The sequence below is a fragment of the Rhodopirellula sp. P2 genome (assembly GCF_028768465.1).
GTDB lineage: Bacteria > Planctomycetota > Planctomycetia > Pirellulales > Pirellulaceae > Rhodopirellula.
Genome location: NZ_CP118225.1, coordinates 876,142 through 889,471, shown reverse-complemented (window position 1 = coordinate 889,471; position 13,330 = coordinate 876,142). Strand labels below are relative to the sequence as shown.

Annotated in this window: 8 protein-coding genes; 3 read left to right on the top strand and 5 right to left on the bottom strand. The window is 56.1% G+C overall.

Annotation, left to right across the window (positions count from 1 at the left end):
* Window positions 1-2,994, bottom strand: coding sequence for a DUF5060 domain-containing protein (locus PSR62_RS03080; protein WP_443217474.1), 2,994 nt, complete (start codon window positions 2,992-2,994; stop codon window positions 1-3).
* Between the two features lie 266 nt (window positions 2,995-3,260).
* Here PSR62_RS03080 and PSR62_RS03075 point away from each other — a divergent pair, with 266 nt between their 5' ends.
* From PSR62_RS03075 to PSR62_RS03065, 3 genes are all read left to right on the top strand, one after another.
* Window positions 3,261-3,575, top strand: coding sequence for a DUF2853 family protein (locus PSR62_RS03075; protein ID WP_274406361.1), 315 nt, complete (start codon window positions 3,261-3,263; stop codon window positions 3,573-3,575).
* Between the two features lie 40 nt (window positions 3,576-3,615).
* Window positions 3,616-4,665: a threonine aldolase family protein gene (locus PSR62_RS03070; RefSeq protein ID WP_274406360.1), complete on the top strand. Its 1,050-nt coding sequence runs from the start codon at window positions 3,616-3,618 to the stop codon at window positions 4,663-4,665.
* 82 nt (window positions 4,666-4,747) lie between these two features.
* Window positions 4,748-5,674, top strand: a complete 927-nt coding sequence (locus PSR62_RS03065; protein ID WP_274406359.1) for a GGDEF domain-containing response regulator — start codon at window positions 4,748-4,750, stop codon at window positions 5,672-5,674.
* A 6-nt stretch (window positions 5,675-5,680) separates the two neighbouring features.
* On the opposite strand, the gene PSR62_RS03060 is transcribed toward PSR62_RS03065, so the two are convergent.
* The 4 genes from PSR62_RS03060 to PSR62_RS03045 all read right to left on the bottom strand — a co-directional run bounded on the left by PSR62_RS03060 (window position 5,681) and on the right by PSR62_RS03045 (window position 13,271).
* On the bottom strand, window positions 5,681-7,021 hold the full coding sequence (locus PSR62_RS03060; protein WP_274406358.1) for a sugar porter family MFS transporter: 1,341 nt from the start codon (window positions 7,019-7,021) through the stop codon (window positions 5,681-5,683).
* A gap of 120 nt (window positions 7,022-7,141) precedes the next feature.
* The gene (locus tag PSR62_RS03055; RefSeq protein WP_274406357.1) at window positions 7,142-8,599 is read right to left on the bottom strand and encodes a proton-conducting transporter transmembrane domain-containing protein; all 1,458 of its coding nucleotides are present in this window, start codon (window positions 8,597-8,599) and stop codon (window positions 7,142-7,144) included.
* Between the two features lie 11 nt (window positions 8,600-8,610).
* Complete coding sequence (locus PSR62_RS03050; RefSeq protein WP_274406356.1) at window positions 8,611-10,020, bottom strand: proton-conducting transporter transmembrane domain-containing protein; 1,410 nt, start codon at window positions 10,018-10,020, stop codon at window positions 8,611-8,613.
* Window positions 10,017-13,271 carry a DUF2309 domain-containing protein gene (locus PSR62_RS03045; RefSeq protein ID WP_274406355.1) on the bottom strand — a complete coding sequence of 1,085 codons (3,255 nt, stop codon included), beginning with the start codon at window positions 13,269-13,271 and terminating at the stop codon, window positions 10,017-10,019. Before PSR62_RS03045 ends, PSR62_RS03050 begins: the two co-directional genes overlap by 4 nt.
* Window positions 13,272-13,330: the final 59 nt, after the last annotated feature.

The following is a 13,330-nucleotide window of genomic DNA, read 5'->3' as shown; positions in this document are numbered from 1 at the left end:
CTACTTCCGCAGCAACACGGCCCAATCTTGATCGGCTTCGGCAGGTGGATTGCCGATTTCGACCGAACCGCCGCCCGAAACTGTTTTGACGGAACCCGATTGCAGGTCGCCGCCGATGCGGGCGTTGTACCACTGCACTTGGAACTCGCCTTCCGCATCGCTCAGATCGATCGACGTGGTGCCACCGTTTGGCAAGTAAACGACGTACACCTCACCTGTCTTGGCCAAGCAGTACTTGGAGTTGTCATGCTTCTCGTTGCCAATCAACTCGTCGGCGTTGGCCATGTCCCAGAACGGGATCGAGTTGTTTTGGAAGAACTCGATTGCGATCCGGCAAGCGTCCCAGCTTTGATCGCGACTTCGCCAGTCTTCACATCCGAGGTCGTTTTCGACGTATTGGTAGCCGAAGTAGTATTCGACTCCGCCACCGCCGCCCATGAAGTTGCCCCACAAGGTTTGCTTGCGGACTTCGTGTTGGGTGTAGGTCATTTTGCCGGTCTTGTCGTGACCGTCGTAACCGCGGTAACCAAGGTCGGGACATTGACCGTGAGCGGCTGTTCCTGACTCGTCAAACGCAACCACCCAAGCCTTGCCAGCTTCGCGTGCTTTCTCTCTCCACTTCACCGTTTGCCAGTGGGTGTCCTTGATGTGGCTGTTTTGCAGCGACACACCGGTCAGGTTGGACTTGTCGCCGAGCAACGGATCGTACTTCTCGTCTTGTTGACCGGGGTAAGTGTGCAAAACGCGATGGTGCCCGTAGGGATCCATTTCCCCGATGTAGTTCAACATCGCGAGGTGTTCGTCGGCCGTTTGCGTGGTCTCTTCGGAAAGGTTCCAGTTCAACGCCAAGTTGTGACCGAAGCGAGCGATGATTTCTCGCAAGTACAACTTTCGTTGCGTGCCGAGTTTGCCACCATCGAGCGATTCAGGTTTGTAGCCGTTGGCCTTTTGCCCTTGGCGATGGTCGTCGTTCTCGGTTTCTTGCAGTTTGAAGTGCAAGTACATGCCGTTCTGAGTGCCGTGGTCAAAGACGATTCCCCACTGATCCAGTTTGCTGCAGTCATAGTGCAGTTTGTCATCACGCTGGATAAAGGGCCAAACGTTGTCGCCGTCTCCGCCTGCGTTGTAGGTCAAAAATGAAAACGCGTTGCAGCCTTTCGATGAAAGGTAGTTGACCGCGCCGATCAAACCCTTGCCTTGACCGTCTTTCCAGGTCGGGTCGCCACGTCGCCAGTCACCTACGTGAGGAGCGTATTTCTTCAATGGCACCTTGCCCGGTTTGCCGGCAACGGTCCCGTCAAACTCAGCGTATCCCAGCAAGGTTTCGGGAGCGTCGGCGCCGGCTTTGAGGAAGTACGTTTTGCTGCCTGCGAATTGCAGGTGAGGTTTGTTGACGTATTGCAGTCGTCCGTGAGCACGCAAGTCGCGACCGGACTTGTTGGTCTTGGCGACGGCGAAGTTTCCAGTCTTGCCGTTGAACGGCGCCAACGCGTCTGCGGAAGCGTCTCGATCAATTGCGGCGTTCTTGCCTTTGACGAATCGAACGGTGTAGGTCCAAGTTCCCGTTTCATCGGGAGCAAAATGGGCACGCCACTGAGTGCCTGATTCCGCCGATGAATTCGCGGCATCGCCATTGGCGGCGAAGTATCCCGGGACCAAGTACTGTTTGCCGTTCTCGTGTTTGAACTCGACATCCATTCGATAGTCCAAGAATGGGTTGGGCGAGTTGTCTTGCTCGTGAGCATAAGGCCCGTTGAGTGTCAGTGTGATTTTGTGCCACTCGCGTTTCTCGCCACTGACGGTGACTTTGCCGTCACCATCCTGTTCACGAGGCATTTGGAGCGGTTGATCGCTGACCGGTTTGGTGGGGCTGCCAGTGCGATCTTGCGAGTCGGACTTGGCAGACGCCTTCGCGACTGACTGATTGTTCTCTTTCGCAAATTTGGCCGCGGCCTTTGCTGTTGCCTCGTTGGCGGGAGTGAACGTCAATTCGCTCCAGCGTGCTCGGCTGAACTCTTGACCGTCGGCCGATGCGATCTTGGAAGTGACTTCCAGCTCCGCACCTTCGGTCAGCTGAACGTTGGCGAATGTTTGGTGGAACTGTTCGCCTTCGGCGTAGGTTTGGTTCGCCAACGGGCACGTGAATGAACCGATGGATTCTTTGTCAGCGGACAAGGTGTAGGTTGATTGGCCGTCGTTTTCGCCCACGGCTTTCAATGCGATGTCGTAGCGACCGCTGGGGAAAGGGAACACCTTCTGTGCAGCGGCTGTTTTGTTGCGATCGGGGTTGATCGCCAACCATTTGCCTTGGTCCAAGTAGTAGCCACCGCTCTTGAATTCAAACTCTTTCGCAGGCAACGCAAGGGTTACTTTTTCGGAAGCTTGTTGAGGCTTCGCTGAAGGTCCCGCTGGGGGCCGTTTGAAATTCGCGTCGGTGGTCATCAACCACTGATCAAATTCAAACCCATCTTCTCGCATGGAGAAGTGAATCTTGTGTTCGCCGGGTTCGTGAATGTCCAAGAAGATCTTGCCGGGCTCGCCGCAGTGTTGTGCCTCGGTTCGTTGTTTGCTGTCCCAGTACCACGAGTGTTTGCCCTGACACCATTGCAGACGTTGTCCCGATTCGGGCCAAGTGCCATCGAGGCCAACATGCAACCCGTTGTCTTCACCACCGGTCGAGTACGCTCGTACCCACACGTAGTAACGACCAGGAGTCTGCACGTTCACACGGTAGGTCAGCACGGCCATTTTGCCGGGCTGCGGTGAAAAGTTGGTGCCGTGGATCAATTTGTCGGCGTGGGTCCGCCGAGTGTCGGGGAGGATCTCCAGGTATGCCCCGCCGCTGGCGCTCGCCGCATGCGATGGGTCACCGTCGGGGGTGACCGAGGGAGTCGAGTCGGCGGTGGTCAAATAGAAGGCGCGCTTTTCGGTTTGCGTTTGCGATGCGAAGTCTTCTGCTTCGACCTTCACAAAGCCCTTGGCTTCGGTGAACACCGCGTCTGGTTTTTGGGCCGTCGCGGTGACGCACCAAGCGACTGTCATGGTCAGTGCTAAGACTGATTGCGACGTAAGGAATCGACGTAATCTACACACTTGCATGGTGTTGGAACTCCTCGAGGGGGGGAATGGGATCGGACAATCTAGTTCAGTGGTTGCAGAATTAACAGCGATCGTTTGCAAGGTTGTTTCGTCGGTCACTGTCCACTACAAACGGGTGGTCGATTACGCCCCTTTTTTGCTCCCAACCAGAGACAACAGACATGGAAAAATACCTGGCGAACGTAAAGAAGTACGTCCCCAATCCCGTCGAAGACGCGGTGGAATCCTTGGTCAACCACCTGCGGTTGGCCTTGGCAAACCGTGACTCGGCAACGGTTGCGGCAACCGACCCGGAAGAACTCGCTGGTATCAAGAGCGGTTACTGTTCAGTGAACTTGGACCTGACGTCCGAACAAGCCGACGCGGCCATCCAAAAGGTGTGCGAGATCATGAAGGGTGACAAAGCGAAATGTCGCGTCACGTTCTACTACTTGTTGGCACAAGAAAGCGATACGATGCACCGAGTGGCGGGATAATGATTCATTAACACGTTGGATTTGGGTGAGGTGTCGGTTCATGTTTTTTGCGAGTGACAATTGGGCCGGCGCCGCAGATCCGATTGCGGAATCCTTGAGTCGTCATGCCAAGGGGATGTCCCCCGCCTACGGGACGAGTGATCTGGATCGTCGCCTCGAACAACGATTCAACGAGTTGTTCGAAACGGACTTGGAAGTGTTTTTTGTCGGGACCGGTACCGCCGCGAATTCGTTGGCGCTGTCCGCCGTGAACCGACCGGGTGGGTTTGTGCTTTGCCACCGCGATGCCCATTTGATCGAAGACGAATGTGGGGCACCTGAGTTCTTCACCTCGGGGGCTCGCTTGGCACCCGTGTCTGGCGATCACGGAAAGATCTGCCCGCGAGCGTTGCAGAAGCAACTGCGACGGTTTGACCCCAATTTTGTCCATCATGGACAACCGATGGCGGTCAGCGTCACGCAAGCGACGGAAGTGGGCACGGTCTACAACGTTGACCAACTGAAAGAGATCAGCGGAATTGTCCACGAACACAAACTTCCGCTGCACATGGATGGGGCAAGATTCGCCAACGCACTTGTTCATCTGGACCTCACTCCGGCCGAGATGACTTGGAAGGCTGGCGTGGACGTGTTGTCGTTTGGCGGGACCAAGAATGGGTGTTGGTGCGCCGAGGCGATCATCTTCTTTCGCCCTGAACTCGCAAAGCAGATGCCGTTCATTCGCAAGCGAGCCGCTCAGCTGTTCTCGAAAACGCGATTCATCGCCGCTCAGTTTCATGCTTACTTGGACGATGACCTCTGGCTGGGATTGGCCCGGCATGCCAACGCCATGGCCGCTCGATTGGCCACAGGGATCGAAAAGTCGTCTCACGCAGAACTCGCTTGGCAGAACGAAACCAACGAGGTGTTCGTGGTGATCGAGAAAGAACACGCTGAACGTCTGCAATCTGCAGGGGCGCGTTTCTACGCTTGGCCAACCCCCAACGACTCCACAACAGACCCTCCCGAGGGGCATGGCATGTATCGATTCGTGACTTCCTTCTGCACGGATCCCGCCGAAATCGATCAATTCCTGGGTTTGTTGGGGTAGTCAGCTGCTGAGTCCAGATCGTGTCGTAGGTTTGATCGTACTCTCAAATGTTGGCACTCATTTCGCGGACTGTTCCAAGCTCATGCCCATCGAATCCCTTCGTTTACTATTGGTCGAAGACAACGATTTGGATGCGATGTTCATCACGCGTGTTTTCGAACGCGCGACCGTGATCGATGCCCAAATTGAACGTGCCTCCTCACTGGGGGAGGCGTTTGAAAAGCTCGATCAAAGTGATTTCGACATCGTCCTGTTGGACTTGGGGTTGCCGGACAGCAATGGCCTGCAATCGATTCGAGCCATTCGTGAACGCACCACTTCAATCCCGATCGTGGTGCAAACCGGTGACGACAGAATCGAAACAGGATTTGCCGCGATCGAAGCGGGTGCTCAAGACTTCTTGTCCAAGCACGACTTGAAGGATCACTTGCTGACCCGTCTGACGGTCCATGCAATTCTGCGGCAGCGGCAGATGTTTGAACTTCAGGAAGCGTCCCTGCGAGATTCCATGACTGGGATCGCGAATCGTCGCTGCTGCGACATCGAATTCAAACGCCGCTCAGAATTTCTCTTGCACGACGGTGTCCCGTTTTGCGTGGGCATCGTTGACATCGATCATTTCAAATCGGTCAACGATTCGGGGGGGCACGATCTGGGCGACCGCGTGATTCGCCAAGTCGCACGAAGTCTTCATGACACCTGCCGACCGAATGATCTGGTGGCCCGGATTGGTGGGGAAGAATTCGCGGTGATCTTCTCGGACACCACGATCGATGAACTTGGACCTCTTTTGCAACAACATCGACGCGCGATCGAAGAATTGGAATCTCTCACGGAAGAGATCAAAGTGACCGTGAGCATCGGTGCCACCTGTGTGCTGGCGTCGGACGACAACCGATCTGCCTTCCGACGCGCCGACTCAGCGTTGTACACCGCGAAAAAGGCGGGGCGCAATCAATGCAAAATTGAAACCGCGATTCGCCCCGCGATCAACGGGCAAATTGCCTGAGTTTGTTCAAGTGCGAATGCCGAGTTTCGCTTCCATCTGCTCCAACGAGATGCCTTTGGTTTCCGGCAGCATCGTGAAGACCCAGAGTCCTTGCAAGATCATCATGCAGCAGAAAAATCCAAAGATCAGCGAGGGTTGAAAATGATCGACAACAGACGGGAACACCAACGTCAAGATCGCGGCAAAGATCCAGTGAGTGAAGCTGCCCAGTGACTGTCCCGCAGCACGGTGTTCATTGGGAAAGACTTCTGAGATCAGCACCCAAATGACCGCCCCTTGTCCCATGGCGTGCGCCGCGATGAACGCAAAAATGCACGCGGGGACGATCGCAAACGTTTCGGATTGAAACGCGTATGCGCAGGTGCCCAGCGACAGCACGTAGCCCACCGACCCGATCAGCAACAGCGTCCGCCGACCCAGTCGGTCGATCAAGTACAGCCCGACGAATGTGAAGATCAGGTTGGTCACACCAATCCCAATGGACTTCAGCAAAGCGGTCTGTTCGCCCATCCCCGCCAATTCAAAAATTCGTGGTGAGAAGTACAGAATCGCATTGATCCCGGAAAGCTGATTGAAGAACGCAACCAGAAACGCGATCGAAATCGGTGTGAACAATCGCCGACTCCAAAATGGCTCCGCGGGCGTTGTGTCAGACTCCGCCCGGACGGACGCGACAATCTCGTCGACCGTCTGTTGGATGTCCGCCTCAGAGGCTTCGGGACGTAGCTGTTTCAAGACGGATACGCCCGCGTTCCGATCCTTCCGAATCGCGATCAGCCATCGGGGGCTGGCGGGCAGTCGGAAACACATGGCTGTGAAGATCAATGCTGGCAGTGATTCCACCGCCAACATCCATCGCCACGCGTTCTCGGTGACCCAGGACCCGATCAAGTAGTTGGAGGCAAACGCGATGAGGATTCCAAAGACAATGTTGAATTGGAACATCCCAGTCAGGGTGCCACGTTGTTCCGGCGGTGAGATCTCAGAGATGTAGAGCGGCGCAGCGACCGTTGAAATGCCAACTCCTAACCCGCCAATGAATCGGGCGAGCATGAACGAGTCCATGCCGGTCGCGAGACCCGACCAAATGGCCGACACCAAGTACAGGATCCCAATCCACAACAAAGTGTTCTTGCGGCCGAACTTGTCGGTGGGCCAACCGCCCACCAATGACCCCACGACGGTTCCCCACAGCGCGGCGCTCAATGCGAGTCCGTGTTGAAAGTCTCCCAACGCCCACAAGCTCTGAATGGCTTTCTCTGCTCCAGAAATGACAACGGTGTCAAAACCAAACAGGAATCCCGCCAAGGACGAAGTCAAACTCCACAAGAAAACGCGCTGGTTCAATTTCAATTGCCTGCTGTCGGAACGATCAGGGACGCATCTTGGTCAGGGAATTCCCCGCCGCTTCATGATGAGGCGGCGGCAGACCACTGGCATGCGTTTCGTTCCAAGTCTAGCAAGACTTCATTCAGAAATGTTTGCGGCGGCCAACGCGTGCCCATGCGCCGCAGGTTCCGCCGGAGCGTCTTCGATCGAAGCGTTGCTCCGTAAACGAGTCAACTCTTTCGCTGCGTGGTAGCGAGACGCGATGCCAGGTTGTGGGTACAGTCCGCCTCCCAGCAACAACAACGTCAGCAGCAAAATGGCGAATCGCTCAGCAGGCCGGGCTCGCATCGAGATCACCGTTCGGTTCTCGCAGCCGGTGAAGACACGAAAGTAAGCGAGTAGAACCGCGACACCACAAAATGCCGTCGCGATCACCACCATTGTTCCCACCAGTGGATAGACCTCCACTGCACCTTCGATCAGCAATTCCATCCCGACAAATCCCACGGTCGCTGGAAACCCAATCGATGCCAGTCCTGTCAGCAAGAAGAAGCCCGCCAGCATTGGCATCTGCGGGTACAGGCCATGGAATTCATTCAGTGAGATTCTTGAGATGCGGGCTTCGATGCATCGCAGCGTGATCCCAAACCCGGTCAGCGACATCGCCACTGACAGCCACAAGCACAGCGCGCCGGTCAGACCGATCGGGGTGACCAGTTCCAAGCCCACCAAAATCAAGGAGGACTGAGACAGCAGCAAAAAGCAAAACATTCGTCGAGCGTCCGATTGCACCAACGCCATCGCACCGGCATACACCGCGGTGAACAAGGACAACACTGCGATGCTTTGCAGTGCCCAAGACGGAGCGATTGGCAGCACCAGACGCATCACCGCGTAGGCACCCACCAATGGAGTCGTGTGCAAGATCGCGGTGCCAAAGGTGGCTTTTTCAAAGAGATCTGTCATCCACAAGTGCAGCGGGAAAATACCGCTGCGAAGCAGTCCAGCGGCGGTCAAAAACGCACCTGGGATCAAAACCGCAGATGAACTGGGATCGACCATTGTCAGCCATCCGTAGCCAACGACCAACAATCCGGCAAACAGCCCCATGTGCAAACAATAGATTCGAGTGCAGCGTTTGCGGCGGCGCAATTCCAAGAGCGGAGGGATCGTTGATGCGATGAGCAGAACGATCAAAGCCCAAGATGCCCGACAGCTGAAGGTGGCCAGGACCAACGATTCGGATATCAAAGCCAGTTCCAATGAGAACCTGGGCGCCTTCGTGCGGAGCGTTGAGAGCACGATGACCATGAAGATCAAAGCCGCCAATGGCAATTGAAAGGCGCTCAGTTCGTCAATGACAAAGACATCCGGCGGAAAAATCCAGCGCAGAAACGCCCAGTGATCATGGGCTTCGAAGGCGCCGATCATGGTGAAGTCCACCAATTCGCCGATCGTCAGCAACAACGTCACAACGCACACCACGACGGTGTCACGCAAGGCGCGTTCGCCATTGCCACGCCATTGCAGCCACAACACGCCGAGAAGCGGAACAAGGATCGAACACTCGATCCAGGGAAAATGCAGTTCAGACAACGGTTGAATTCCTAAGCGGCGGTGGAGATGTCTTGTGATGTGTCGTTGGCTAAATCTGGCGAGCCCTCTTCCGTGTTTGCATCCGGTTCACGCGAAAGCCAACAAGTGATTCTGTGTTCCCACTCATTGCAGGTCCGGAAACACTTCACAAATGGACCTGCGACCCAGCGATCCAGGGCGATGTCCATGAAGCCGCGGTCGAAGCCAAATCGATAGCACCAACGCTGAGCCGATTGGGGCAGCCAACGCACGCCCGACCAAGACGGTTGCTTCAGACGCGAGCCGATCTTGTTTTCGAGGTCGTTGTAGTCACGAAGCAGTGTTGGAGCACGAAGCAATTGCATGGTTCGCAACGTCGCGTGACCCATGATGTGAATCAACGCGAGGTAACGGAGTCCCAGCCCAATTTCGACCACGATGATTCCCACCTGGGTGAGCGAGGCATACGCCAACGAGGTCTTCACGTCGTTCTGAACCCGAGACATCAACGCGCCACCGACCGCAGAGATTGCTCCGAGTGACAACACCATCATTTGCAATGCAAGCGAGGCTTCAATCAGCGGGCTGAGTCGAAGCAACAAATAGGCACCCAAGTGCACCGACAAGGCACCATAGAAAATGGCGCTGGAAGGGGTGGGACCTTCCATCGCTCGGGGCAACCATCCGCTGAACGGAAACAATGCCGATTTTCCCGCTGCACCAATCAACAACAATGTGCCGACCAGCAACGCCTGAGAAGGCGTCACCGCTGCGGTGCCTTCGGGCCAGATCCCTGAACTCATCAGCCCGCCAAAGTCACCTTCACCCACCATGTGATGCATGGTGATCGCGGCGATCAACAAGGCGGCGTCTGAGAGTCGGTAGATCGTCCAGACGCGTTGCCCGTTGCGAACCGGATTTTCGCGTTCGTGGAAGTAGGCGATCAACAAAGCTGACGACAGACCGACCATCTCCCAACCAACAAACAGGGTTTCAATCGTGCCTGCCAAGGAGGACAGCACCATCCCACAATAAAAGATGGCATAGAACAAAAAGAACCGGGCAAAGCCTTGCTCGCGGTGCAGGTATCGCCGCGAGAATTCACCGACGACGCCGCACAACACGCACGACAGCATCAGGAACGGAATGCTCAGCCGATCAAACGTGAACTTCAGATGGAAGTGAAACGCTTGCTCAGGAATCGTGACCCAGTTTCCAAATTCAATCGGTACGTTGCGAATGCCGGTCGCCAACATCGCGATCAAAATCGCGATGGCTGGCAGCAGCGACAGCAACACCGACATCTGTGTCAGACGAACCGTGGCGGTTTCGCTGAACGGACGATTCACCAGCAGGGACAGTCCCAGCACAGCCAATAGCAACACGGGGCTGGCAACCACGGCGGTCCCCAGCGAGTGAAAGAAAATATCCAGAGTGCTCATGCCAGAACTCCCGCTGGACTTGCGTTCGATTCGGATGAAGTCATCGGTTGTTTGATCTCAGTTTCTTGAATGGTCGCAAAGCCCAGGTGGTCTCGCTGACCCCGGTACCATTGCATCGACGATTGGACCGTCGGGATTTCGGAAGTTGAAACCACATGCGGTTCGAAATGTCCATCGACATAACGTTGGATGATGGAGGTGGCCGGATCGATGACCGCGACCTGGACCCAGTTGCCCTCCACCAAACGGCGAATGCCTTCGTTTTTGGCAACGAGTTGGGTCAGCTTTTCAGCGGTGGTCTCGATGACAAAGAGGATCCGCATCGGTTCGTGGATCTCGATCATTTGCTGCGAAAGGCCAGGACGCAAATCGCTCGCCGCACCCGTCATGACGCCGACCATGGACGCGACGTTGTGCGGTAGTTTGGAACCGCACCCGTAGCCTTCCACGTCGACGGTTGAAAAGTAGTACTCCAAGCTGATGCCGCTACAAACCGGAATGGCCGCCTGCAAAATACGGGTCAGCACGCTGCAGTCTTCATCGTCCACCGCGGGATCGTATTCAGTCACGAACGCTCGTCGATCCAGGAACAATCCTCGCGACCAATCTCGACGACCAACCGTGACCAACGCGTTGGTAGCGTGGTTGTATTCGGGGCGTGCTTGCGACAAATCTTCCGCTCGTTCTTCAACATGTTCGAGCGCCTCTTGCGGTGTCAGATCCAAGGGCGCGGACTCGAACCGACGAGCACGCTCATGTGCGTTTCGAGCTCGCGTTTCATTGACATTCGATTCAATTCGCCGAAACAGTGCGCGATGCGAGCGGGGCAAGGAGTCCAAGTCGTAGTAGTCCACGTCATCACTGCATGTGTTGTGATAGGCCCCGACAAAACGCACCTCCTCGGGCAACTCGATGCCCTGCTCAGCCACGCGTCGACGGACCCGTGGGTCATTGGCCATCACCGCGAAAGCACGTGCGTTGGGCCCACCGCGGCCACCACTGCAAGCCCCGCAGTTGTAAGCCGATTCGTGCGGGTTGTTCAGGCTGCCGCTGCCATGACCAAAGAACACAATGATCGGTGGGAAGTCTCGGACCATCCCGATGTCTTCCAGAATGCGGACGACGATCTGGGACATCTCATCAAGGCTGTAACCCATCGATTCTGGAGCGGAACCCGGTTCCGCTGCCAAACGTTCCAGGTGCAGTTCCGTTTTCGGAGGCCGCACGAAATTCCCCATCGACTCACGGATCTGTGAGGTCAATCGAGGTGCCAGGATTCGGGCGACCATCGGGACCGTCGCCACGGCACCGAACAGGCCGGTGACCCAACCGCCAAGCAAAGTCCGTGAGTTTTGGTGGATCTGATGAGCGAACCATCCCAACCGTCGTCTGCGGAGTGCTCTTCTTTCCCCCGCCGCCATCGACGAGAACAAAGGTTCTTCGCGAACATAATGTTGAGGGGAGATGATCCCTGGACACAAAGGTCGGAAATCAGCGTGGTCGGCTCCTTGGTAGTACATCGCAACCGCAAAGAAACCAGCCGCCGACGCGGTCCGGCATTCAGGATCGACCTCTTCCAGGTGACGCCGGAACGACTCTTCCCGATCGTCAATGCAAAAGATGGCTGCGTACGCCGGAGGCGGGGTCGGCTGATCCAGCTCACGCCGCCGACGCGAGTGAATCGCGATCGCATCGAGAGCTTGTTTGGCATAGTGACGCTCGTACGCTGCGTGCAACAAACGACGCCGATCCAAAGACGGAAACGATTCGATCTCGGTGATCAAGCACCGCCACTGAGCGGCTGACATGTTCAGCAATTGTTCGGGGGTCCATCCGCCCAATTGCGCCAATTGAAAGACGGTGTGGGTGCGCGAACGCTTGGACGGAGTCGACCGGGAACGCGCTGATTTGAAAGCGAGCCCAATGATCTCACTGGCGGTTCCAACGCTGAATTTTGCCTTGCCAAAGTGCTCCACCGCGTGCGTGAGCAAGATCAGTCGAACGGCCAAGTACTGGTTGAGAGAACCTTCTGGGACCGGGTTCGGCAAGAATGGGCTGTTCGTTTCCATCTGCCAAATCATGCCGGCCCAACCTCTCAGTGTGAGCAGACACTCCGACAGAAAGCTCTCGCATTCGTTGCTCGGAATCCCCAATTGGTCGAGCGAATGCTGGATGCTTTGGATTGCGTCCCAATCGGTGTGCTGGATCTCACGCAGCGCCGCGTCGATGCCCACCATCCAGTCCGCGCGGATCGCCCACCGGCCCAAGAACAAATTTGCGAAGGCTTTGGCAAAGCCGTCTTCTCTTTCTGGCAGGGCCCAATCGGCAAAACCTTGGTCGAGGAAGCTGCCGCAAAAACGAATCAGGACATCATCGATCTTCGTGTTCAGGTCGACTCCCAGTTCGCCTAGCATCAAATGGTTGAGCGAATCAACGTGCGTTTCCGTAGGTGGCGGCACCTCCGCTTGCTCCATCCCCTGCTGGCAAGCTTCCCATAGAGCGTGCAAAACAAAAGATTCCCATTGCTGGTCGTTCCAGCGATGGATTTGGGATTCGCCCGCCGCCTGCAATCGATCACGCAGCGACGAGGGTAGAGGCGAGGGCTGAGTCGATGAATTTGCAGCTGCCTGGGTGTTCGCGAGCGGTTCGAGTTGCCGCATCACCCAGCTGCGAGTTTGAGTGATTGTTTTTTCACGATACGGAGCAGGAACCTCGTTCCGGAATCGATCCAACAATTTCGTTTCAGCCAACGCCCAGTTCAGTCCCGATTCCGGCATCGGCTGAAGCTCTGTTTGCAACATCGACAAACGCAACGTGTAGCGAGTTCCAAACGTCGCCACCAGTTTGTCAGCGTCTTCTTGCAAGTCCGCCATCAAGACTTCGCGAAGGTCTTCGCGGCAGATTCGGCCTCGAGCAAGTTCTTCGTGGTAGCGTTCTTCGCTGAGATAGGGTTCGCATCCAAATCGACGTCCGCCTTCGAGCACAGCTTCCTCAAACGGCATGTCGTCGAAAGCATGCAAGGTGTTGTGGTGAACGAAAACCGAAATGGGCCCCTGGGCCGGTAGAAAGTGCCTCGCATGCTGGATCGCATGGACCACATCGAAGTGCGGATGGTCCGTTTTCGCCGGAGAGGCGATCGGACCACTGGGCAGTGATGTGTCGTCGGAGTCTGTGGAGGAGAGAGCCGTTTGATCGCGGTTGTCGGAGGTCACGCCGGATGCAATCGATGTGGAGGGGGTGGGTTGGGTCATGCGAGCTTCATCTGGCCAGTCTGGCGTGGCACGCTGAATCAGAACGCGAATGACAAAGA